General features: G+C 35.1%; 19 protein-coding genes and 1 tRNA gene. 14 read left to right on the top strand and 6 right to left on the bottom strand.

Going from position 1 to position 25,509, the window contains the following annotated elements:
• Positions 1–128: 128 nt before the first annotated feature.
• The gene (locus tag C406_RS0104365) at positions 129–1,022 is read right to left on the bottom strand and encodes an acyl-ACP desaturase (protein WP_017379375.1); all 894 of its coding nucleotides are present in this window, start codon (positions 1,020–1,022) and stop codon (positions 129–131) included.
• A gap of 500 nt (positions 1,023–1,522) precedes the next feature.
• Here C406_RS0104365 and C406_RS0104360 point away from each other — a divergent pair, with 500 nt between their 5' ends.
• A complete protein-coding gene (locus tag C406_RS0104360; protein WP_017379374.1) occupies positions 1,523–1,768 on the top strand; it encodes a hypothetical protein in 246 nt (81 codons plus the stop codon).
• 246 nt (positions 1,769–2,014) lie between these two features.
• Here C406_RS0104360 and C406_RS0104355 read toward each other — a convergent pair.
• Positions 2,015–2,087: transfer RNA gene (locus tag C406_RS0104355), tRNA-Val, on the bottom strand.
• A gap of 75 nt (positions 2,088–2,162) precedes the next feature.
• Complete coding sequence (locus C406_RS0104350; RefSeq protein ID WP_017379373.1) at positions 2,163–2,687, bottom strand: 2'-5' RNA ligase family protein; 525 nt, start codon at positions 2,685–2,687, stop codon at positions 2,163–2,165.
• Between the two features lie 324 nt (positions 2,688–3,011).
• Here C406_RS0104350 and C406_RS0104345 point away from each other — a divergent pair, with 324 nt between their 5' ends.
• Positions 3,012–3,857: a DNA-3-methyladenine glycosylase family protein gene (locus C406_RS0104345; protein ID WP_026045606.1), complete on the top strand. Its 846-nt coding sequence runs from the start codon at positions 3,012–3,014 to the stop codon at positions 3,855–3,857.
• Between the two features lie 92 nt (positions 3,858–3,949).
• A complete protein-coding gene (locus C406_RS0104340) occupies positions 3,950–5,221 on the top strand; it encodes an MDR family MFS transporter (RefSeq protein ID WP_017379371.1) in 1,272 nt (423 codons plus the stop codon).
• Positions 5,222–5,265: 44 nt separating this feature from the next.
• Here C406_RS0104340 and C406_RS20650 read toward each other — a convergent pair whose 3' ends face one another.
• Positions 5,266–5,412: a hypothetical protein gene (locus tag C406_RS20650; RefSeq protein ID WP_017379370.1), complete on the bottom strand. Its 147-nt coding sequence runs from the start codon at positions 5,410–5,412 to the stop codon at positions 5,266–5,268.
• A gap of 131 nt (positions 5,413–5,543) precedes the next feature.
• Between C406_RS20650 and C406_RS0104330 the strand changes: the two genes are divergently transcribed.
• Positions 5,544–6,482, top strand: coding sequence for a Gfo/Idh/MocA family protein (locus tag C406_RS0104330; RefSeq protein ID WP_017379369.1), 939 nt, complete (start codon positions 5,544–5,546; stop codon positions 6,480–6,482).
• Between the two features lie 139 nt (positions 6,483–6,621).
• The gene (locus tag C406_RS0104325; RefSeq protein ID WP_017379368.1) at positions 6,622–8,010 is read left to right on the top strand and encodes an aldehyde dehydrogenase; all 1,389 of its coding nucleotides are present in this window, start codon (positions 6,622–6,624) and stop codon (positions 8,008–8,010) included.
• Positions 8,011–8,060: 50 nt separating this feature from the next.
• On the opposite strand, the gene C406_RS0104320 is transcribed toward C406_RS0104325, so the two are convergent.
• Positions 8,061–9,659, bottom strand: a complete 1,599-nt coding sequence (locus C406_RS0104320) for an ATP-binding protein (RefSeq protein WP_017379367.1) — start codon at positions 9,657–9,659, stop codon at positions 8,061–8,063.
• Positions 9,660–9,766: 107 nt separating this feature from the next.
• Here C406_RS0104320 and C406_RS0104315 point away from each other — a divergent pair, with 107 nt between their 5' ends.
• The 9 genes from C406_RS0104315 (at position 9,767) to C406_RS0104275 (ending at position 23,582) form a co-directional block, all read left to right on the top strand.
• Positions 9,767–10,822, top strand: coding sequence for a M42 family metallopeptidase (locus C406_RS0104315; protein WP_017379366.1), 1,056 nt, complete (start codon positions 9,767–9,769; stop codon positions 10,820–10,822).
• Positions 10,823–10,833: 11 nt separating this feature from the next.
• Entirely contained in the window at positions 10,834–12,318 is a 1,485-nt protein-coding gene (locus C406_RS0104310) for a UDP-N-acetylmuramoyl-L-alanyl-D-glutamate--2,6-diaminopimelate ligase (protein WP_017379365.1), read from the top strand.
• 229 nt (positions 12,319–12,547) lie between these two features.
• On the top strand, positions 12,548–14,122 hold the full coding sequence (locus C406_RS0104305; protein WP_017379364.1) for a peptide chain release factor 3: 1,575 nt from the start codon (positions 12,548–12,550) through the stop codon (positions 14,120–14,122).
• Positions 14,123–14,813: 691 nt separating this feature from the next.
• The gene (locus C406_RS0104300; RefSeq protein ID WP_017379363.1) at positions 14,814–17,879 is read left to right on the top strand and encodes an efflux RND transporter permease subunit; all 3,066 of its coding nucleotides are present in this window, start codon (positions 14,814–14,816) and stop codon (positions 17,877–17,879) included.
• Positions 17,880–17,971: 92 nt separating this feature from the next.
• Positions 17,972–19,057: an SDR family oxidoreductase gene (locus C406_RS0104295; RefSeq protein WP_017379362.1), complete on the top strand. Its 1,086-nt coding sequence runs from the start codon at positions 17,972–17,974 to the stop codon at positions 19,055–19,057.
• 231 nt (positions 19,058–19,288) lie between these two features.
• Positions 19,289–19,990 (top strand): TerC family protein, encoded by a 702-nt coding sequence (locus tag C406_RS0104290; RefSeq protein ID WP_017379361.1) that lies wholly within the window; start codon positions 19,289–19,291, stop codon positions 19,988–19,990.
• A gap of 274 nt (positions 19,991–20,264) precedes the next feature.
• A complete protein-coding gene (gene sigI, locus C406_RS0104285; RefSeq protein ID WP_017379360.1) occupies positions 20,265–21,023 on the top strand; it encodes an RNA polymerase sigma-I factor in 759 nt (252 codons plus the stop codon).
• Entirely contained in the window at positions 21,023–21,997 is a 975-nt protein-coding gene (locus C406_RS0104280; RefSeq protein ID WP_155966695.1) for an anti-sigma-I factor RsgI family protein, read from the top strand. Before sigI ends, C406_RS0104280 begins: the two co-directional genes overlap by 1 nt.
• Positions 21,998–22,232: 235 nt before the next feature.
• Positions 22,233–23,582, top strand: a complete 1,350-nt coding sequence (locus tag C406_RS0104275; protein WP_017379358.1) for a TrkH family potassium uptake protein — start codon at positions 22,233–22,235, stop codon at positions 23,580–23,582.
• A 21-nt stretch (positions 23,583–23,603) separates the two neighbouring features.
• Here C406_RS0104275 and C406_RS0104270 read toward each other — a convergent pair whose 3' ends face one another.
• Entirely contained in the window at positions 23,604–25,352 is a 1,749-nt protein-coding gene (locus C406_RS0104270; protein WP_017379357.1) for a B12-binding domain-containing radical SAM protein, read from the bottom strand.
• Positions 25,353–25,509: the final 157 nt, after the last annotated feature.

Below are 25,509 nucleotides of genomic sequence, written 5' to 3'. Positions count from 1 at the left end.
TATTTTTAACGAAAACAAATAGTTTCCCATAATAATTATTTTCTTAGTTAAAAATTGAAAAAGCCCTCCACCATTCTAATGTTAGAACGGTGGAGGACCTGGGTAACTTGTATGTTATTTACTTAATTTTATTTATTTTTTTTGTAAAATCGGTCTCTGACTTTTTTCATGCGATCTCGGTACTTTAATATATCGACCCTTGCTGCTTCAGCTTCAGGTGCGATGGGTCTTAAATTTTCGATATCCCAATAATCGATGATGACTTCAAGAACTTGATCAAAGTATTCTAATGGACCATAATTTGCTTCTTTTGCAATAATCGCCATTCGGTCATCAAAATCAGGCATGACAGCACCTGGCATTTGAAAATTACGGATGACATGACCAAGGTAATAACAATAGTTCGGTTCTAATTGAAGATGAAATTTAATGACATCGCGATAAAAAGCGTAATGCAGCGTTTCGTCTTTTGATAAGCGCAAAAGAAGAGTAGATAGTTCGCTGTCATGCTTTCTGGCTACTTTTGCGACATTTGTATAAAAGGCCATCGTCGCAAGTTCCTGCATGGTTGTATAAACCATTGTTTCAAAAGGTGTCGTATAGTCTGGACTATACCCGCTTTCAACGGTTTGTTTATGTAGTTGGTGAAGACGTTTTGGATCCACACTACGCGTGATTAGTAGATAGGTTTCAAGTAAGTTGGAATGTTGATCTTCTTCGGCAGTCCATGTATGAACAAAATCTCGGACAACGGTTAATGGGCCTTTAAAGGTTTGATCCAGATGTGAAGTGAACCAGGGAAGATTAACTTCTGTCAATAGGGCGGTTTCCACAGCAGTGATAATGTTTGCAGGTAAGGTAACTTGACTTGAGTCCCACGGTACTCTGCGAAAATCTTGAGCCTTGTCCCATGGCAAAAATTCATGATATCCCCAATCTATTTTCTCTGATCGTTTTTTATGTTCCGCATATAGTTTTTGAATTTGGGGCTCTAGTCTAAAATCCAGATGATTTGTTAACATGAAAATACCTCCTTCTATGCCTTTCAAAGTTTTGGGTCCTTTTGTGTAAAATTTATTATGGACACAAAAGTTTCTTCAAAAAATTGATCCACCTTTGTCGGCATTATAAAGTGACGATGTGAGTTTAGTAGCTTATAATATACCACCAAGATACGTAATATTCAATTTTTTCTGTGTATAGTAATTAGTAATCTTTTATTGAGCAAAATGGCCTGGGTGGATTATAAATGGGCGTAGACATTTAGAAAGTAATCCAGCATAGCATAAAATCGGGAAGCTCGAGGAGGAAAAAGAGGTACTAAGTGCACAATAAAACAGTTACAGGAAGAAAATGAAGAACGTAAATACACAGTAGAGTCATCCACGAATGTTGTAAGGATATAATTATATAAATGAAAGCATTACTAAATGAGATGTGATTTTCTTAAATAATAATATTTCATTTTAAAGGAATCCATTCTCTTTTGTAGAATAATGGATGGAAGAGAGGAGGGGTGAAAATGGTAGATAGAGACACCTTCAGTTTTTTGTCTGAAAATGAATTTAAGCTGTTTGCTAATATTAAAGCTTTTAAAGAAACCAAACCTGAAATAGCAGAACTCCCATATAAGGGAGACGGGTTTATGGACACTGAAGATAGGTATGATGGCTATAAGAATTTAAAAAAGCATAAGTTAATTCATTTTGATGAAAGTAAATTTAAAACGGGCTTTATACTCCGTTATTCAGATGTAACTTTATTGTAATTATCAAAGCGCACTTACACGTAGTGTGCTTTTTCTATACATAAGGTAATGAAATTGATGTATTAGTAAATGATCAGTATTTGAACTATCGAAAATGAATTTACACTTCCAATAGTATGAGATAAAGGATTTGTTCTTTTTAGCACGAATACAAAAGACAGAAAAAAAACACCACCTCCTAAGAGATGATGCTTTTTTTGGAAGAATCTTTCGTTCCTTAAAGATTCTCGTGGGTTTGGCACCCAATGATCCCGACTGGGCTCGAACCAGCGACCTCCACCCTGTCAAGGTGGCGCTCTCCCAGCTGAGCTACAAGATCGTTTTTCTAGGACAAATTCTATTATAACGTCCACAGAATAATAGTCAATGATCTAGAAAAAATAATTCAAATAACTTACTGTAAAAAGTGGGTCCATTCTGTTTGTGCACTACCATTTACAACGGTCCAACATTCAATAGCTACTGCTTTTCCGACAAGTGTTTCAAAGGACAAGCTTGCACGTTGAAATAGGGGACCCCAAACGGTTAGAGGTACATTGTTAATTAACGTTGCATGAGGTACCCATTTACCTGGTAAGTATGGGGAAATTTCATTTGTATGTAAATTCAAGATTAGAGAAAATAGTTCGCGATGAAATAACTCTAATTCCTTCGTGACCACTGGTGCTGCAAAAAATGTACCTTGTTGTTTGAAGAATCCTAGGGATGATAAAGAAATATCAAGTTGTTTTTGTTTTTCAATCCATAATTTTACTCGTTCATTTAAAATTAAAGGATTAATTTGATCAAAAGTAAATAAGCTGATGTGGGGTGGAAGAGGTGTTTCTTTACTTCGACTTGAAGCGATTAATAAGTCTTTTATATTATGTTCTAATTGTGTAGATAATTTGTAGTCAAAACGTAAAACCAAAACTTGCATGAAAATTTCTCCTTCTTTATCCCCAAATATTTTGAATCCTGGAACTCGCTTCGACAGCAAGAGAGTCGGTTTTCAAGAGTGTAATATCTTCCAATCGTTATTTCTAATAAGTATATACTTACAGTTTGAATCTTTCAGTTATACTTTAATTTAACTATAGTCATCTAAGCTATTAATATTATTAATAGAATCAGGACTTCTAACTACTCACCACATGAGAAGAAGAAATAAGTATTAAACTAAACTGCCATCATGCTATTTCACATCAATTCATCTTATCATAAATGTATGAGTCAAATATAACCGAAGAGAAAGGATATGACCATGACAGAATATATCAATTTAAATTTCACATATGATTTTGATCGTGTACTCGACCGTCTTTCAATGGACCCTTTGATTTCTTTAAATAAAGAAGAACGTTATGTTCTTGTAGCGACTGGAGAGCGCAAGGTAAATAAAGTTCAGGCTACAGGAACAACAGAATCTCCAACATTTCTAATAGAAGGAACAACTAACGAACAACAACTACAAACCATTAAAGAAATTTTTCATTTTGATCGGTCACTCGACCCCATTCATGCTCATTTCGCCCACACCAATTTAGCTTCTTTATTTGAGGAGCATAGAGGAACGCCCATTATTAGAGAGTTTTCGTTATACGCAACGTTATTGAAAAGCATCATACATCAACAATTAAATTTATCATTTGCCCATACACTTACGACTCGTTTCGTTCATACATTTGGCGAGCAAATAGATGGTGTTTGGTTCTACCCACAACCTGACGTGATAGGACAACTTCAAGTTGAAGAGTTACGAGAACTACAATTTAGTACTAGAAAAGCAGAATACGTGATTGGAGTGTCACAAGCCATAGCTAGTGGCGAACTCAATCTCGAAGCCCTTGCTCAACAAGACGATGAAACAATCACGCAAATACTTGTGAAATACCGGGGAATCGGACCGTGGACAGCAGGTAGCTTTTTACTATTTGGTTTAGGAAGACCAAATTTATTCCCACTTGCAGATATAGGACTTCAAAATGCATTGAAAAAACTTTGGGCAACTCCCGATAAACCAAAAGCTGAAGAGATTGCAACTCACTTTCCCGATTGGTCACCTTATTTAAGTTACGCATCGCTTTATTTGTGGAGAAGTATAGAATAACCTCAGACTAATTATGTATGTCAAAGAAACTAATCACAGTGCTACACTATTAAAAAAGTAATAGATAGATGAAAGTTTAGGGAGAAGACATCATGAGAATTAGAGATTGGGATCGAAGTTTAAAAGCAAGGCTAATTGGCGAAGCGTTCATGAACATAACGTTCTGGATGTTTTTTCCATTCCTTGCTATTTATTTTGCAGAAGAATTCGGCAAAACGACAGCTGGTTTATTATTAATTTTGTCGCAGGTTTTTTCAGTAGCAGCAAATTTAGTTGGTGGCTATTGTGCTGATCAATATGGTCGTCGAACGATGATGGTTTTGTCTTCTTTTGGACAGGGCGGTGCATTTTTCTTATTTGCACTTGCAAACTCATCAATTTTGGAATCGCCAAGTTTAGGGTTTATCGCATTTTCAATAGCTAGCGTATTTGGATCATTATATTGGCCAGCTAGCCAAGCAATGGTAGCCGATGTTGTCTCTGAAGAACATCGCAGTGAAGTCTTTGCTGTTTTTTATACTTCCATGAATATTGCAGTAGTTATAGGACCGATACTTGGAGGCATTTTCTTCTTTAGTTACAGATTTGGATTAATGGTGACTGCAGGATTAGTATGCATTTTATTAGCTTGGATACTAATCAAATTTACCAAGGAAACGAAACCATCTAATTCCGACTCGTTGATAAACAATACGTCAAAAGGTTTTATGTACGCCATTCAAACGCAAGTAAAAGATTATGGGGTAATATTGAAAGACAAATTATTTTTACTTTTCATCATTGCTGGAATTTTAAGCGCACAAACCTTTATGCAATTAGATTTATTATTGCCTATTTACGTAAAAGAAATTATTGGAAATCAAACTCTAGGGACTTGGTTTGGAAGTGAAGTGAAACTAACCGGAGAGCTGGCATTTAGCCTTCTTATTTCAGAGAATGGTTTACTTGTTGCCCTATTAACTGTTGCCGTTACAAGATTGGTCATATCATTTAAAGAAAAAAATGTATTTTTTGTTTCATCTATTTTATATGCTGTTGCAATGGTTGTTTTTTCATTGTTTGATTCGTTTTGGATTTTCATTTTGGCAATGGCGATCTTTACGTTTGGTGAACTAATGACTGTAGGTATTCAACAGAGCTTTATTTCGAAGTTGGCACCTGAACATATGCGTGGGCAATATTTTGCAGCAGCAAGTCTTCGCTACACAGTGGGACGCATGATTGCACCGATATCTATTCCTATGACCGTATGGTTTGGATTCTTTTGGACATTTATGATCATTGCGATATTAGCAGTGGTTAGTGCGTTTGTTTACTATTTCATGTTTTATATCTTTGAACAAAAAAATACAGCTTCGCCTTGAATTTAAAGGGGAAGCTGTAAAAAGTATCAGATATTTCATCTATTTTATTGTTCCTTTGTTTCGACATCTTCAGTAGTAGTATTAAGGTAAATAAATGACTCTTCCTCTAATTCATTTAAGCGTTCTTTGTTAATGCCTAAGCTCAAATTCCCTGAAAAAATAGGTTCCCACCAAATTTCTGTTTTAACCACGTCAATTACCTCCTTTGAATTATCTTAATTATTCGTTAATTATTTACCTTTAATATTTCCACATTATAAACCATTTTTCATATAAATTCATTTATTAAGTAAAAAATTATTAGTGATAAGGAGTTTCCATTATGAATCAAACAACATTTGCAATAATAGGTACTGGAATTATAGGAGAACGTATTATTCAACAACTTTTAGCAAATTCTAATTGTAAAATTGTCAGTGTGTTCGATGAAAATATCCAGCGATTAAAAGAGATGAAGGATAAGTACCAGTTACCAAGTGCATATTCTTTAGACGAATTATATGAGACTAAACCTGACTGGGTATATATTGGTACACCTCCTAATAGTCATGCCTCACTTGCTGTGCGAGCAGCTAATCAAGGTTGTTTTGTGTTATCTGAAAAGCCACTTGCACACGATGTTGAAAGTGGGGAGTTAATGGTCGAGAGTGCAAAAAAGACGAATGTGTTAACGGCGATGCATTTCCCTCTTATGTACAGCTCAGCTATCCAAACATTAATGAATGAAGTAGCTAACTGCTCTCTTGGAAAAATAATTCGTGTTGAACTTCATACATATTTCCCACATTGGCCAAGAAAATGGCAACAAAACCCTTGGATTGGTTCACGTACTCAAGGTGGCTTTATAAGAGAAGTATTTCCACATTACTTTCAAATCATGTACCGACTTTTCGGGAAATTTTCTTTTTTAGCTCATCAAACCATCTATCCTGCAGATCCAGAATTATGTGAAATCGGATCAACGGCAATCGGTCAAACTGATTCAGGTATTCCGATAGTTATTAATGGTTTATCTGGTATGGGACAACAAGAAACGCTGCTATTTAAGATCTTTGGTACTAAAAAAGTAATGACAATAAAAAATTGGTCAGAGCTATGGGTAAGTGAGATTGATCAACCTGAAACAAGAGTTGAGTTAAATGAACAACCAAAAACGTTATGGGATGCGTGTCATGATGCAAAAAATGGTCGTGAAGGATCACTTGTGTCATTTGAAGAAGGACTAATTGTGCAACGATGGATTGATGAATTACTAATTTAAAAAGCTTAGCATTTGTTAATTAATATTGTATACAAAAATAAATAAAGAAAATAATTTAGACACTTATTATAGGTGTCTATTTTTGCGTGACATGAATCTACCCGATACAATAAAGAAATAGAAGACGGGAGTGATGAACATGAATTTCACGGCTCAAGACGTAGAACGCATGATTCAAGTGCAGCACGATTATTATTACACGGGTGCCACGAAATCAGCAGAATTTCGAAAACTACAATTAAGTAAGTTAAAACAGGCCATACAACTACATGAACAAGAAATCATTCAAGCACTATATAAAGATTTACGCAAAAGTGAATTTGAAGCATACGCTACGGAAGTTGGGTTTGTACTTGATAGTATCGGCTTTATGACTAAGCATTTAGATGATTGGATGAAGCCAGAATCAGTTAAAACAGCACTTCATTTACAGCCTTCAAAAAGTTTTATTGTACGAGAACCATATGGCTCTGCATTGATTATTGGTCCATTTAACTATCCATTCCAACTCGTTATGGAACCGTTAATTGGAGCAATTATCGGAGGGAATTGTGCCATTTTGAAGCCTTCAGAATCAGCTATTCATACGGCAGCTGTCATTCGAAAAGTGATAGAGTCAACATTTACACAAAACTATATTCTTGTTGTAGAAGGTGAAAAGGAAGAAACATCCGCACTTATTCATGCGCCGTTTGATACCATTTTCTTTACCGGCAGTGTTGCCGTTGGTAAAGTTGTGATGAAAGCCGCAGCTGAGAGATTAACGCCAGTTACTTTAGAACTTGGTGGTAAAAGCCCGGCAATTATTGATCACACAGCGAATTTAGAAGTCGCAGCAAAACGTATCGCATGGGGCAAGTTTGTCAATGCAGGTCAAACTTGTGTGGCTCCCGATTATGTACTTGTCCATCAAAAAGTGAAGGATCAGTTCATTAAATTATTAAAACAAACGATAAAAGATTTTTACGGGAAAGATGCACAAACTAGTCCGGATTATGGACGTATCATTAATGCCAAACAATTTAATCGCTTAAAGCAAGTAATTAGCCAAGAAGGTCAACATATTGTTGCAGGTGGCAATGTGGATGAAGAGGATCTGTATATTGAGCCAACCTTACTTGATGGGGTTTCTTGGAATAGTCCTTCGATGGAAGATGAAATATTTGGCCCTATTTTACCGATTTTAACGTATGACCGTTTAGAAACGGCGATTCGACAAGTACGAAAACTACCTAAACCGCTATCGGCATATTTATTTAGTGAAAACGATAACGCCATTCAATACTTTTTAGAAGAGTTGCCATTTGGTGGAGGGTGCATAAATGATACAGTTTCGCATGTAGGTAGTTCTCATATGCCATTTGGCGGAGTAGGTTCTTCAGGTATGAATGGTTATCATGGAAAATATAGTTTCGAAGCATTTACACATGCTAAATCGATATTAAAGAAAAGCACAAAAATACCGTTAAATCTTGTATTTCCACCATACAAAAATAAAGTGAAACTTGTGAAGTCGCTACTCCGATAAGGAAAGAAATGATGTACCTTATTCTTTATATAAAAACCAGCGATCTCCTTTTAATTGGAGATCGCTGGTTTTCTGCGTTCTTTATATGGTAAGAATATAGAAACTACTGTCCCTTTGTTTAAACGACTATTAATACTGATTTTCCCACCATGTTCTTGAATAATTTTTTGGGTTATCATCATACCAAGTCCTGTTCCAGTTGTTTTAGTGGTGAAAAATGGTTCAAAGATTTGATTAATTACTTCTTGAGTCATTCCTTTTCCGTTATCTTCAATATGTATACTTACAAAATCTTCATTTTCATATTCTGTAGAGATGTGAAGAGATCCTTCTTTTTTAAATGCCTCAATTGCATTTTTAATTATATTAATTAGCACTTGTTTAATTTGATTTTGTTCGCCAACAACAACCGCATTTGGAACACTCTTTGATTGTGTTAACACAATCCCTCTTAAATTAAGTTCAGGGCTATACAAGACAACTATATCTTGAATGGTTTTTTCCAAATTAAATTCTTTAGTAGTTCTAACATGGGGTTTTGCAAGAATTAAAAATTCACTTATGATTAAATTAATCCGTTCAAGTTCAGACTCAATTAATTTTGTATAGGTTTGATATGGGTGTTGATCATCAGCATTCATCATTTGAATAAAACCTGAAATCACTGTCATTGGATTACGAATTTCATGTGCAACGCCAGCAGCAATCTCTCCAGCTAATTTCAATTTCTCTGACTGTACTATAAGCTTTTCAGCTTCTTTACGAAAGGAAATATCACGTGTAATGACAGACATTGCGACCATTTCACCGCTCTTGTCATAAATTGGACTGAGCGTTAGTTGAGCATCAAAGAAGGTACCATTTCTTTTCATATCTTTCGTTTCAAATGAATATAAACTTTCCCCTTTTAATACTTTTTTTATTCTCTCCCTTGCTGCTTCTGCATTTTCAGGGGGGACAAGAGGAATTTGTTTGCCAATACATTCTTGACGACTCCATCCGTATAACAATTCAAAGGCAGGATTAACTTCAATGATTCGAGCATCTAAATCAAAAACAGCAATACCATCTTTGGCATTTTCAAAAAACATTTGCAAATAGCCATCTCTTGAGTCGAGAGCACGCTCTAAAGTGATTTGCTGTTGTTCCATTTCGGTCCATGATTTTTCTATAAAGTGCGAATGGATAATAGCTGTTACACTCATTAATACCATTAAAAATAAGACAACATATATATCAGCAAATTCAATAGAACCTTCAAAACGATTAAAGTAAGTATTAAATAAAAAGATGACTTCAATCAAGGTTATCGGTAAAAGAATTAAACTTGGAATGATTGAGTGGTATAATGAAGCCACGAATAGTGGATAAACAAAAAGTAATATATGTATGTAATAAGGTGAATCTATATTTATATATAAGATATATCCATTCAATCCTGTTAAAATGAGGATTTGCAACATTTCATTATTTATTTTTATTCGACGTAGAAAAAATAACAACCCACAATATAATATAACGATAAATGGGATTGTAGTTGTAAATTTGTAAGGAAAAAACAGACTAGATATAGTATGCAGAAGTAAGCCAATTGCAAATAAATCGATAAACAAGTTATTGCGTTTTATTAAAAGTAGAGATTTGTCCATTGTTCACCTCGTAGTTGAAGTAGTTGTTTCTTTATCATACATGATTTGGCAGTGTCAGAACATGTTGAATTTTGGTATGATATTTATATATATATAGGAGGTTTTTTATGTCAAGCGCATTTAAAGAGAAAGAAACGGTGCAATTACTTCAAAAACTTGTAGAAATTCCAAGTCCATCGGGATATACAAAAGAAATTATGCAATTTATGGCTTCGATATTAGATAATCTGCAAGTACCTTATATACAAACGAATAAAGGTGCTCTAATTGCAACTATAGATGGTAAAGATACGTCTAGGCATAGACTATTAACAGCCCATACAGACACACTCGGTGCTATGGTAAAAGAAGTTAAGGGAAGCGGTAGACTTAAACTGTCAATGATTGGTGGTTTTAAGTGGAATTCTGTTGAAGGCGAATATTGTTACATACATACTGCCTCTGGTAAGAAAGTGCGTGGAACTATTCTTATGCATCAAACGTCTGTACATGTTTACAAAAATGCAGGTTCAGCAGAGCGCAGTGAAGAAAATATTGAAATTCGATTAGATGAAAAAGTATTGAACGCAGATGAAACTCGAAATCTAGGAATTGAAGTAGGCGACTTTGTGTCATTCGATCCACGATTTGAGGAAACAGATTCTGGTTTCATTAAATCACGTCATTTGGACGATAAAGCAAGTACGGCATTATTATTACAACTGATTGCTTCAATTAAAGAAAATGACTTGAAACTTCCAAATACTACACATTTCTATATTTCAAATAATGAGGAAATTGGTTATGGTGGGAACTCGAATATTCCATCTGAAGTAGTTGAATATATTGCTGTAGATATGGGTGCAATTGGAGATGGTCAAACATCTGATGAATATACCGTATCTATTTGCGCAAAAGATTCATCTGGTCCATATCATTATGAATTTACACGTAAATTGGTAGAACTTGCGAAAAAGCATGATATTGCATACAAACTAGATATTTATCCGTATTATGGTTCAGATGCTTCCTCTGCATTACGTGCAGGTTTCGATGTAAAGCATGCCTTGTTCGGACCTGGAATTGAATCATCACATGCTTTTGAACGTACACATATAGATTCATTGAAACATTCTGCAGCACTATTAGAAGCATATGTGCTCTCTCCAATGGAGACAGAATAGGAGGAAAGCAAATGCAGTCAACGGACCTAATCAGTTGCTTGCCGGCTAAAGAAATCTACGGAATACTTCCTAAAGAAGTGTTCGCTATTGCAGTTGACTCACGAAGTGTACAACTTGAAAGTGTTTTTATCTGTATAAAAGGATATACCGTGGATGGACATGATTACGTCATGCAAGCAATTGAAAGCGGAGCAAAAATAATTGTTTCAGAAAAATATCTTGAACTAGACTACACCCGTGTTGCTTGCATTGTTGTGAGTGATACAACGCGAGCAATAGGGTTGTTGGCTTCAAAATTTTATGGCTACCCCTCAAAAGATATGACGATGATTGGGGTTACCGGAACAAATGGCAAAACGAGTGTGAGTGGAATTTTGCATAATATACTACTAGGGTTAAAAGAGAACTCTTCTTTAACTGGAACGATTGGTTTTAATTTAAATGGACAACTTTATGATTCTGCAAATACAACAAGTGATGCACTGAGTACACAACTTATGATTCACCGGGCAAAAAGTGAAGGTTGCAAAACGATGATTATGGAAGTCTCTTCTCACGGATTGGTACTTAGTCGTTTAGCTGGCGTTGATTTTGATATCGCGATCTTCACTAATTTAACGCATGATCATCTAGATTTTCATGGAACTATGGAGCAATATGGACAAGCGAAAGGGTTATTATTTTCCCAATTAGGACAAGACTTAGAACGTGCGAAACATGCAATTGTAAACGCGGATGATTTGTGGTCTGAACGGTTAAAGGAAATGACATGCTATCCAGTATGGACTTACGCCATTCATCAACCTGCACAGTTTCAAGGAAGCAATATTCAACTTCAATCCCATTGCACACAATTTGAAATGAGTACTCCAGAAGGTATTTTCCCAGTTCGCATGAATTTACTTGGCGAGTTTAATGTGTATAATGCTTTAGCAGCAACGACAGCATTATATACACAAGGATATTCAATACCTGAAATTCTTGAACAACTTGAACAAATTCCTCCAGTCAAAGGGCGAATGGAGAGATTAGATAATGAGTTACCAATATCTATATTTATCGATTATGCTCATACACCTGATGCGATTGAAAAGGCAATTTCTTCTGTATTACCATACAAAACAAATAAACTTATCTTTTTAGTCGGAACGGGTGGAAATCGAGATCGTTCTAAACGACCTGTAATGGCACTAAAAGCTTCAGTTGCTGATTACGTTATTTTAACGACAGATGATCCTCGTGATGAATCATATGAGTCAATTCTTAGCGATTTAGAAAAAGGCATGCTCCATAAAAATTATGCATGTATTGGAGATCGTGAAGCGGCTGTAAAACATGCAATATCTATTTCAGAACCTGGAGATATCATTATTTTTGCAGGTAAAGGCCATGAAGATTATCAAATCATTGGTCGTACTAAATATCCGCATAGTGATGGAGATATTGCTGTATTAGCCGGCAAAGTGAAATTTCAAGATTCCCCATCTCGTTCTTAAGAAAGCAATATAAGCTTTTGAACGCTCCGACTTTATAAGGATGAAAGGCGTATATATAGCCTTTTATCCCTCTAATAATAGGCATCTGTGGTATATGATCATCTGTAGAGCTTAACATCGTAACAAAGAACCGATCTACTGATCGGTTCTTTCGGCATTTAGTGCACTTGTAATTTATTGAAAAAGTCAATATGATAGTAAAGGAAAAAAAGAAGGAGAATACCCAATCATGACGCCAAAAGTTCAAGACCAAATACAAGCTAGAAGAACATTTGCAATCATTTCTCATCCTGATGCTGGTAAAACGACAATGACAGAAAAGCTGCTATTTTTTGGTGGTGCCATTCGAGACGCTGGAACAGTAAAAGCTAGAAAAACAGGGAAGTTTGCTACATCAGATTGGATGGAAATTGAGAAACAACGTGGAATTTCAGTTACATCTTCTGTTATGCAATTTGATTATGATGATTTCCGCATCAATATTTTAGATACACCAGGTCACCAAGATTTCAGTGAAGATACATACCGTACTTTAATGGCGGTTGATAGTGCTGTAATGATTGTTGATGTTGCAAAAGGAATAGAAGCGCAAACGATTAAATTATTTAAAGTATGTCGCTTACGTGGAATTCCTATCTTTACATTTATTAATAAATTAGACCGTCAAGGCAAGGAACCCCTTGAATTAATGGCAGAGCTAGAAGAAGTCCTAGGTATTGAATCGTATGCGATGAATTGGCCTATTGGTATGGGGAAAGAGTTTTTAGGTATTTATGATCGTCATAATAACCGTATTGAGCAATTCCGTACTGAAGAAAAAGACCGCTTTTTACCCTTAGATGAAAATGGTGGATTAGCCGGCGAACATTCGATGAAACAAACTTCTTATTACACACAAGCTTTAGATGATATTCTGTTATTGAATGAAGCGGGAAATGACTTTGATCATGAAAAAGTTAGGACTGGAAAAATGACTCCTGTCTTTTTCGGAAGTGCTTTAACAAACTTTGGTGTACAAACATTTTTAGAAACATATTTACAATTTGCACCGACACCACAACCGCGTAAAACTGATGCAGAAGAAGTAATCAATCCAGTTTCAGATGAATTCTCAGGATTTATTTTTAAAATTCAAGCGAATATGAACCCAGCTCACCGTGACCGTATAGCATTTGTCCGTATCGTTTCAGGAAAGTTTGAACGTGGAATGACCGTCACATTATCTCGTACCGGTAAAACCTTTAAATTAACTCAATCGACACAATTTTTAGCTGATGATCGTGAAACAGTTGAGGTTGCAGTAGCTGGAGATATTATAGGATTGCATGACACGGGAAGTTATCAAATTGGCGATACCATTGTGGGTGGTAAGAGATTGTTTAATTACGAGAAGTTACCACAATTCACACCTGAATTATTTGTCCGTGTTACAGCGAAAAATGTCATGAAATCTAAGCATTTCCATAAAGGGATTATGCAGTTAGTACAAGAGGGTGCGATTCAATATTATAAAACTCTACACACGGAAGACGTGATACTAGGGGCTGTTGGTCAACTACAATTTGAAGTATTCGAATATCGGATGAAAAATGAGTATAACGTAGAAGTACGAATGGAACCTATTGGGAACAAAATTGCACGTTGGATTCAAAATGAAAGCGATGTAAAAGAATCTATGTCAAGTCCAAGAAGCATGCTCGTACGTGATCGATATGATCGATATGTCTTTTTGTTTGAGAATGATTTTGCCATGCGCTGGTTCCTAGATAAAAATAATAATATCGAATTGTATAGTTTGTTATAAAAAATCAGTCGTATTGTGGATGCCACTGAAAAACACTGCTTAATGAAAAAAAGATTCTAATCACCCTATTTTATGGTTCTTTGTCAAATGACGTTGGTGAAGAATTTTAGTCGGCTATAATTGATTAATTTATTTGTCACGGGACTGTCCAGAAAGTCAGTAAAACTGACTTTCTGGACAGTCTTTTCTTACGATTAGTCAAGTATCCCGTTACTTTCCAGCGCACTTTCAAGTTTCGAAGCTAGCGTAGCGATGCAGCTCACTTTCATGTTTCGAAGCTAGCAAAGCGATGCAGAAACAGAAACAGATGGACTCTTTCTGCGGGCACGGCTTCAGCATCCTCACCGCACGCCCCACGGAACGCGTCCGCTCGGAACGGAAATCAGCGTGTATCAGGCTTTTTTTAGTTTCATAGATATTTTAAAAAAAATGACATTAGTGAAATTCCATCCCTTTCTCCTGTTTTATCGAAAAGGGGATTTTATATCACCAACGTCATATATTGTACAACCTATTTTATTAGGTTTGTTTTCTGCCATTTTGTCTTTTATTGAGAGTCCACATTTTGTATCATTGGATAAATATTGTCAATATTGTGTCATATCAACTTTTTGGACGATTCATATTTGAAGTAACTGGGCGTAACGCATATTATAGATATAAAGGTTTATGTAGGAAAGGAATTTACTAAATGAAAATTAGCGATTTTTCAATAAGACGCCCCGTATTTACAACAGTTATTATGTTTTTAGTCATCATTTTAGGAGCAGTATCATTCTTTAAAATTCCTGTCACCTTGATTCCTGAGCTGAATCCACCAATTGGTGTTGTTGTGACTAGTTATCCTGGGGCAAGTCCTACTGAAGTAAGTGAAAAAGTGACAAAGCCACTTGAAACAAGTTTATCAACATTACCTGGCATAAAAACTTTGCAATCTTCTTCTCAAGAAGGTGCAAACTTTATATTATTACAATTTGATTGGACGACTGATATTAAAGATGTGCAAGCGGATATCATGCAACGTATTGATCAAACACCAATTCCAGATGACTCACAGAAACCCCGATTCTTAAAATTTGACCCTGCACAGTTTCCAGTCATACAACTTTCTCTTCGTGCACCCGAAAATGGGGGAGACGTCCGTGTAATTGCGGAACAGTTAGAAAAAGAATTACGTCGTACGGATGGAGTAGCAAGTGTCAATGTTTCTGGAGCGTTAATTGAAGAAGTACAGATATTGCTCGATCAACAAAAACTTGAAGAAAAAGGATTAGCGCAATCAGATATTGTACAATTAATTCAAGCTAACAATATTTCGTTTCCTGGGGATCCAATTGAAACAGACGATGGCAAGCAATTAACAACTCGAATTGTGAGCACATTAACAACAGTTGAAGATATTGAAAATCTTGTTGTAACAGTCAACCCATTAGACGGGGAAAATGTAACTGTTGCAGACGTAGCTAAGGTCGAATTAACTGAGCAAGAAACATCAACAGAAACAAGAGCGAATGAGCAACCAGCCGTATTGATGTCTGTCCTACAAGAATCTGGTGCAAATACAGCCGATGTTTCAACATCATTTAGAAAGTCTCTCGATGAACTATTACAAAAAGATGAATTTAATGGGGTAGAAGCAGATATATTATTTGACCAAGGTGATTATGTGAAACTAGCTATTGGTAATATTGGCTCATCTCTTGCCTTCGGTGGCCTTTTCGCTATGTTGGTGCTATTTGTCTTTTTACGTGGAATTAAAAGTCCTATTATTATTGGAATCGCCATTCCATATTCGGTCATTGTAACGTTCGTTTTAATGTATTTTGCCGATTTTGCGCTTAACATTATGACATTAGGGGCTCTTGCATTAGGAATTGGTATGTTGGTCGATAATGCAATTGTCGTAATCGAAAATATTGAACGCCATTTGGCAATGGGTAAAGACTCAAAAACCGCTGCATCTGAAGGAACAAAAGAGGTGGCTGGTGCAATTACGGCTTCCACTTTAACGACAGTATCGGTATTCGTTCCAGTAATCTTCATTACTGGATTAATTGGTCAGATTTTCAAAGAATTCGCGTTAACGATATCATTTAGTTTGCTTGCTTCCTTGGTAGTGGCTTTGACGGTTATACCAATGCTAGCGAGTCGAATGTTAAAAAAACCTAGAGGAAACTCTGAAGCGAAGAGAAGACGTTCAAAATCTTATAATAATTTTGAACGGACGATAAAATGGGCACTTGGGCATCGACTCATTGTCATATTAATCACAACCGTCATGCTAGGAGCAGGGGCATTTGGTTTATTCCAAGTAGGTACTGAATTTCTTCCTGCGACAGATGAAGGATTTGTAAGTGTTGATGTGGAGTTAGAAAATGGCTCTTCAGTGAGTGCCACGAAAGAAGTAGTAGGAAAAATAGAAGATATATTAAAGAAAGAAAATGAAGTAGATGTATACGTCAGTCTAATTGGTGGAACTCAGCAAGGGCAGTCACAAGGATCATCCCAAGCCAATAGAGCAGAAATGTATGTGAAGCTAGTTCCATTAGCAGAGCGAGAACGATCTGTATTTGAATTTGTTGATGAAGTTCAACCGGAAGTGAAAAAAATTGTGGGAGAACAAGCAGAGGTTAATTTTAACTTACAAACAGCTGCAGGTTCTACACCAAATTCTCTATCGTTTACAGCAACAGATTCAGATAATAAACGACTAGAAAAAGCCATTACTGAGATTCAAACATCATTACGTGAACTTGAGTCAGTCACTGAAATTACGAATGATTTGGAAGAGACGATTGATGAAATTCAAATGACTATTAATAGAGAAGCAGCAACTGAAAACGGACTTGCTCCAGCTCAAATTGCACAAACAGTAAATACTGTGACGCGTGGAGCATTTGCTACACAAATCATTTCTGAAAATGATGATGTATACGGTGTATTTGTAAAATACGACGAAAAGGATCGTAGTAGCATTGAACAGCTCAAAAAATTAAAATTACGTACGCCTTCAGGTCAGTTTGTTGAACTTCAAGATGTAGCCAAAATTGAAATTGCGCAAGGTCCTATTTCTATTCGACGAGTTGATCAAGCGAGTTCAGTAAACTTTACATTAAAATATGAATCAACATACTCACTAGGAGAGATGTCTAAACAAGTTGATAAAGTACTTGAAGAATTAAAGTTGCCTGAAGAAGTAGATATTACTTTTGGTGGGGACAGAGAACTTTTTGAAAGTGCAATTAATGATATGTTACTTGCGGTTATGCTTGCGATTGTGCTCGTTTATATTGTAATGGCAGCTCAGTTTGAATCGTTTAAATATCCATTTGTCATTATGTTCTCAGTGCCACTAATGATTATTGGAGTTGCATTGGGCTTGTTTATTACCCAAACACCAGTAAGCATTACAGCTGTAATTGGCTTATTAGTACTTGTTGGGATTGTTGTTAATAATGGAATTATGTTAGTTGATTTTATTAATCAACGTAAAAATAGAGGGTATTCTTCAATGGAAGCCATTGTTTCATCCGTTCGTGATCGAGTCAGACCTATATTAATGACTGCTCTTACAACAATTCTTGCGTTAATACCATTAGCAATTGGAATTGGTGAAGGAACAGAAATAAATCAACCAATGGGAATTGTCGTCATTGGTGGGCTAATTAGTTCGACGTTATTAACGCTCTACGTAATTCCTGTTATTTATAGTTTATTCGACCGAGAAACGCGTCGACATGCAAAAAAAGAAGAATAATAACGTACAACGTCTATTTTTAAAAAATAGACGTTGTTTTTTTATAATTATTTTTGTATTATTCAATTAACGATAGTTTCGGAGGAGATTATATGCAAACACCACTATTTACTGGATTTCCAGGTTTTATTGCTAGACAAATCATGCAAGAATTGATTAATCAAAAAAAAGTTAATACCATCTATGCAGTTGTTTTACCTTCTCAAATGAAACTTGGAAAAGAAATTGTCAAAAAAAGCATGAACGTGCCGTTCGATGTAGAGATCAGATTAATCGAAGGTGATATCACATTACCTAACTTAGGAATTTCACCTAATGATCTCGAACCACTATATAAAGAAATTAATACTGTTTGGCATCTAGCAGCCTTATATGATTTAGCTGTACCTAGAGTTGCTGCTTGGAAAGTGAATGTTCATGGTACGAATATGGTGAATAATTTTGTCCAAACATTACCGGAAATAACAAGATATATGTATTTTAGTACGGCATATGTAGCCGGAACACGAGAAGGCATATTACGTGAAGAAGAATTGATTAGACCAAAGGCATTTAAAAATTATTACGAAGAGACAAAATACGAGGCAGAAGTACTCGTTGAAAAATTGAAAAAAATCATTCCAATAACTATTATTCGACCGGGAATTGTTCGAGGACATTCTGTTACAGGAGAGACGATTAAATTTGATGGTCCTTACTTCTTCATCAATATGATTGATAATTTAAGAAAACTTCCAGTAATACCATATGTCGGGAGGTCTCAATCATTTATTAATGTAGTCCCTATAGATTTTTTAATTAAAGCAGTAGTTTATAGTTGTGACAATGAACAAGCATCTGGAAAGACTCTTCATATAACCGATCCAAACCCACATCCAGTAGAAGAAGTGTATCGCCAAATGGTCTTAATAGTGACAGGGAAATTGCCTCAAGGACGAATACCACTAGCGGTTGCAAAAACAGGTCTTCAATTACATTTCTTTAGAAAAAGATTAGGGGTGGAAAAAGAAACATTGGATTATTTAACTTGGGAAGCACAGTTTGACACCACATTCGCTGATACGTTATTAAAGGATAGTGGGATTGAGTGTGCCGATTTTATTTCTTCTCTGCCGTCAATGATTGCATTTTATAATTTACACAAAAAAGAGGAACAATATCATATTAAAATTAACTAGTATATTGTTTACAACTTTAGCGAGTATGCTATAATTAAAAAACATGAAAACTTAATAGACTTTGACTTTTGTCAAAGGGGAGTAGCTATAGGGAAACCTACTTCATAGTCGTCAATACATGGTATTTGCCATCGGCTATGATAGCCATTTAAATAATGAGCTTAGCGAGACCTTTGCCTTTTATAGGCAGAGGTCTTTTTGTTTTCAAAATAGTGGTTAAAGGAGAGAATTATGGAATTATTATCAACGGAATTTTTAGTAGCATTATTATCAATTATTATGATTGATTTAGTTTTAGCAGGAGACAATGCAATTGTTATTGGGATGTCTGCTAAGAACTTACCAGAACATCATCGCAAGAAAGCGATAATTTGGGGTACTGTCGGGGCAGTTGTTATAAGAATTCTAGCAACACTGGCGATTGTTTGGCTTTTAAAAATTCCAGGCTTACAAGTTACTGGTGGAATTATTCTAATATGGATTGCATATAAATTGTTAATTGAAGACAGTGAAATAGAAGACCATAAAGCATCAACAAACTTATGGTCAGCAATCGGTACGATTATTGTTGCAGACACAATCATGGGTTTAGACAATGTACTGGCTGTTGCAGGGGCAGCACACGGGAATTTCATATTGGTGGTATTAGGGTTAATTATTAGTGTGCCCATTATGGTATGGGGAAGTACTCTATTTATTAAAGTCATTGATAAATACCCAATCATTATTTATATTGGATCTGGTGTATTAGCCTTTACAGCAGCTAGAATGATTACTCATGAACGTTTTTATTTAAAAGAATACTTTGATGCTAATCCGATTATTGCATGGACGATGATAATTGTAGTAACTGTAGGTGTGTTATACGCTGGACGAATGAAAAATCGTAATACTTTAGCGATGACGAAATTCAGAAAGAAATCAAGAGAATAACATTGACTTAGAAGGAAAATTGATAAAATATTTTATTGAAATAAAAACATATAGAAATTTTAAAAACTGTTATAAATCGAATTGATTTATAACAGTTTTTTTATTTACCCCCATAAATGTATAGCAACTCTTCGAATAGTCTGTAGAACTTGAAAAATCTTTCCGTGGTCGTAAAAAAATTGTTAACAAAATGAAACGCAAAATGACTTTTCATTTTTACAAGAACCCGGTACAATCGATAGGACTTAACTATTGTGCAAAACGGGGTGAGCTTGTGATACTAGCTTCAATTCAAGGACTATTTTCAAAGAAACAATCAAAAAACGATATAGAAGAACTAGTAATACAAGCGAAAAATGGGGACAACGAAGTTCTTCATGAACTTCTTTTAGCCTATACTCCTTTTATGAAAAAAACAGCCTCATTTGTATGTAAACGCTATATTAGCGAACAAGATGATGAATATAGTGTTGCCATGTATGCCTTTTATGAAGCCATCGAGCATTTTGAATTAAATAAGAATGCCTCTTTTTTAACGTTCGCGCACCTGCTGATTCGGCGTAAACTGATAGATTATATTCGTAAAGAATCTAAAAGAAAAGAATTTAGTTTAGGTCAAATGACAGCTGAACACGAAGAGTATCAGGATTCATTTGCAATCTTAGAATCTTCTCATTCATTTGAACAATTTACAGCGAAGCAGCAGGAAGAAGAAAGAAAAAACCAAATTAAAGTTTATGAATCTTTATTAAAACCTTTTGGATTAAGTTTCCAAGAATTAGTTAAAGTTTCTCCTTCACACGAAGATTCACGTCAAACAGCTATTCAGATAGCTCAAATAATAGTTGAAAACGATGAGTTTTATGAAATATTACAAACTAAAAAAAGATTACCAATGAAAGATCTTGAAAGTTTAGTCCATGTATCCCGTAAAACATTAGAACGGCATCGTAAGTATATTGTGGCACTTGTCATTTTACTAAAAAGCGATTTGCATTACATTAAAGATTACTTAAAAGGGCGGACGCCATGATGGATACTCAAAAAGGAATTGTGTTTGAGACAAAAGCTACTTATAGTATTTTTTTAACTTCAGATGGACTTTTTATAAAAGGAGTTCCTATTTGTAGTTCTGTCCAAGTAGGTCAAGAAGCATCATTTAGACCTTATCAGAAAGTGAAGAATCTAAAAATGGCATTTAAAACAAAATGGACAACTCCAATGTTTGCTATTGCTGCCACAATCATTCTACTATTCTTTGTATTATTGCCTTCTCAATCAACAGTTTCCGCTTTTGTGCAAATTGATATTAATCCAAGTATAGAACTTGGGATTAATAAAAAAGGAAATGTTTATTTATTTAATGGCCTTAATGAAGATGGAGTAGCGCTTAAACGTGATATTTCTTTTTGGAAAGGCAAACCACTGTCATGGGTAATGCTTCAAATTATTAATCAATCACAATCCATGGAGGAAAATGAGAAGATTAATATTACAGCCATTTATCAAAATGGAGTGGATCAAGAAATTTTAGAAAAAGTAATTGAAACTGCAGTCTCCACTTCTACCAGTCAGATTTTGACGAAAAAAAATGCAGTAAAAGTAATCAATGCTTCTACTTCTGATCGTGAAATTGCGAAAATAGAAGGTATTTCTGTTCGACAATACCATGCTGAACTCGAAGTGGAGAAAGAGAAAAAAACTAATTCGAAGGAAAATAAACAACGCAATTCACAAAGTAAGGAAAGTGAAAATGTTAAAAAACCAGCTCGCACTGAAAATATTGTAAATGAAAGAACAGCACCAATAAGTGAGGTTAATCAAAAGGGAACTCTGAAGTCTGAAATGAAAAATAAAAAAGATAAAGAGGAAATAAAAAAGCCTAGCAATAAAGAAGAATCAAATAAACAAAAGAAACCTAATGAATATAAAGCAGACGTTAAATCCAATCAACAATCTAAAGTGAAAAAAGATGAAATTCACACGAATAAAGAAATAAAAAAATGATGAAAATAAAATGAAATCCAAAAAATAAACACAAATAAAGATAATAAAAAATGAGAATAGAAATAGAAATAGAAATACTAAGAAAATAATGCGATAAACAGATTAATTTAAAGTGCTTCTTAAAAGAGAAGTACTTTTTTTTGTAAAAAAATAGATTTTCTCTTTCTTTTTTCGTTAAAGTTTCTTAGAATAAGCATATGACCGACAGCGTCTTTGAAAGGACTTGAATTTTTTTATGCATCCTATTTTTCGTGGAATACGAAAATTAACACCTGTTCAAGCCATCGTCTCTTATTATTTCCTAGCAATTGCAATATCAGTGGGACTATTAAATTTACCTGGAGTTCATCAACAAGGAGTTCAGGTAAATTTTATTGATAGCTTATTTACTTCTGTAAGTGCTGTTAGTGTTACAGGACTCTCTGTATTAAACATATCAGAAACCTACACAACTTTTGGAATTGCCATGTTAATGATCATCCTTCAACTTGGGGGCATCGGCATCATGTCTCTCGGTACGTTCGTATGGTTACTTATTGGGAAAAAAATAGGTTTGCGTGAACGGCAATTAATTATGATTGACCATAACCAGCATTCATTGTCCGGGGTCGTCAACTTAATTATAGAAATCATAAGGTTATTATTACTCATTGAATTAGTGGGTGCGCTTCTTCTGACTGTGTACTTTACTCAATTTTATGACACATTTTCAGAAGCTTTTTTACAAGGGTTGTTTGCATCAGTCTCTGCAACTACAAATGGTGGGTTTGATATCACTGGTGAATCAATGATTCCTTACCATAACGATTATTTTGTGCAAATCATAAACATGTTTTTAATTATTTTAGGTGCAATTGGGTTTCCTGTTTTAATCGAAGTGAAAGCTTTTTTATCGAATAAAAACAAGAATTTTCGTTTTTCATTGTTTACAAAAATTACAACACTAACGTTTGGAATTTTGCTCTTGGTTGGTACGGTTGTAATTTTAGCTCTAGAAATGTTTAATTCGTTTCGTGAAATGTCATGGCATGAAGCATTTTTTACAGCATTATTTCACTCCGTGTCATCTCGATCAGGTGGTCTAGTTACGTTTGATATAACAGAGTTTTCGCAAGGTACTAATGTATTTATGAGTGCATTGATGTTTATAGGAGCTTCGCCAAGTTCAGTAGGTGGGGGAATTCGCACGACGACGTTTGCAATCGCCATTCTTTTCTTAATTAATTTTGCTCGAGGGAAAAATGAAATACAAATATTCAATCGAGAAATTCAACTAATCGACGTGTTTCGATCATTTGCAGTTATCATTTTAGCTATTTTTATGGTGTTGTTTGCAACAATTGCATTATCAATTTCAGAACCAACTTTATCGATTACAGCCATTGTTTTCGAGATAACATCAGCGTTTGGTACATGTGGAATGTCACTTGGAATTACTAGTGAATTATCGAGTTTCGGCAAATCACTTATTATGATTTTAATGTTTGTAGGTCGTGTTGGTTTGATATCCTTCCTCTTCACAATCGGTGGTCGAACCACAAAGACGAAATATCATTATCCTAAAGAACGTGTGATAATAGGTTGAAAAAAAGAGCAGGTCCTGAAATCAGGATACCTGCTCTTTTGTAATAAACGAAAATTGAGGGGCTTGTCCAGGTTTGAAGAAGGTTAATAAATATCCTTCTTTTGAAACCACTTGTTTTTGTTTAAGTTCATCTAAATCAAGAGAGAATGGGACTAGTAAAGTTTGCTTATATACTTCCCGTTCATGAAGGTGAAGTTCGGCAAACGGTTTTCCAGCAAGATTCGGGTTTTGAATAATTTTCCTATAAATTGCTGATTGATCTTCTTTTGCCATCTCTTTATCCCACCAAGGTTTGCGTGGTTGGAATTGGTGGTGTTCTAAGTAATCAAGTTTCATCAAACTTTTCACTACGGTCATATCTGCACGACCATCTTGAATTAAAAACTCATCAAGTCGTTTAAACAAATCTTCAAGTTGGTGGCCAATCCGTGACCATCCTTTTTCTTCCCAATACGTTCCAAAATCTTGGAAGAAATCAAATGGTGTTTCAAACGTTTCACTCACCAAATAGTCGACCGTTCTATCGAGTCTATGATCATTCCAATACTTTTCAAGAACATCTTCAGCTTGTTTTATTCGTAACATATCGTCAAAGCTCAAAACATTATTTGCAAAGATTTCGTAAGGGGCTTGGTCAACAAATACGTAACCATACTCTTCAGCTTGTACTCGTAGTCCCGTTCCACGTAAAAGTTTAAGGAAACCTAACTGTAATTCTTCAGGTCCCATGGCAAATACATCATTAAAGGTTTGTTTAAAAGATGTATAATCTTCTTCAGGCAACCCAGCAATTAAGTCTAAATGTTGGGCTATTTTTCCCCCTTCTTTCACCATCGTCACTGTTCGAGTTAATTTAGCAAAGTTTTGCTTTCTTTTTACAAGTTCATTTGTTAAGTCATTTGTTGATTGGACACCGATTTCAAAACGGAATAGACCGGCAGGAGCATTATCGTTCAAAAATTGGATGACTTCTGGACGCATAATATCTGCAGTGATTTCGAACTGAAAGACAACACCTGGTCGATGCTCATCAATTAAGAATTGAAACATTTCCATTGCGTAGCTGCGGCTAATATTAAATGTGCGGTCAACAAATTTTATTATTTTTGCATCGTGAGCCATTAAGTAGCGGATGTCTTCTTTTACTTTTTCACGATTAAAATACCGTACGCCCACTTCTATCGATGATAAACAAAACTGACACGAGAATGGACAACCTCTGCTCGTTTCAATATAGGTAATCCGCTTAGATAAATGAGGAATATCGTCTTCAAAACGAAATGGTGATGGCATTTCCCGTAGGTCAATTTTTGGACCTTGTGGATGAAGCATGAATTTATTGTCTTGCATATAACAAATCCCAGGTACTTCTTGTAGAGGAATACTGCCTTCCACATAGAAGAGCAACTGTTTAAATGAAATTTCACCTTCACCCATTACAATATAGTCTATTTCTTCAATGCGTCTTAACCAATAGTTTGAATCATATGATACTTCAGGTCCTCCAAAAACGATAATAGTTTCAGGACTCACTTTTTTTAGTAAACGTACGACTTTTATCGTTTCTTCAATATTCCAAATGTAACAACTGAAACCGACAACCTTTGGTTTCTTTAAATAAATTTCTGAAACTATATTGAATGCAGGATCTTTTATTGTATATTCAGAAATGGTTGGATTAAATTCAGGCTGCACACTTGCTTTTAGACATCTCAATGCCAAGTTTGTATGAATATATTTAGCGTTCAATGTTGTTAAGACGATGTTCATTTAACCTTCTCCTTTTTTTGGCTCAATCTATTTTACCAAGGAAAGACGTTTCTAACAATATGAATCAAACGACCTATACTATTTGATTAATTAATATGAAATAATCCAATTAATTGCAATATTCTTATTAATTATGTAGATTATCATTTTAAGTCGA

Origin of the sequence: Paenisporosarcina sp. TG-14 (assembly GCF_000297555.1) — a bacterium.
Taxonomy (GTDB): Bacteria; Bacillota; Bacilli; order Bacillales_A; family Planococcaceae; genus Paenisporosarcina; species Paenisporosarcina antarctica.
Note: the sequence above shows the minus strand (reverse complement) of the source record. Positions and strands in the feature narration are given on the sequence as shown.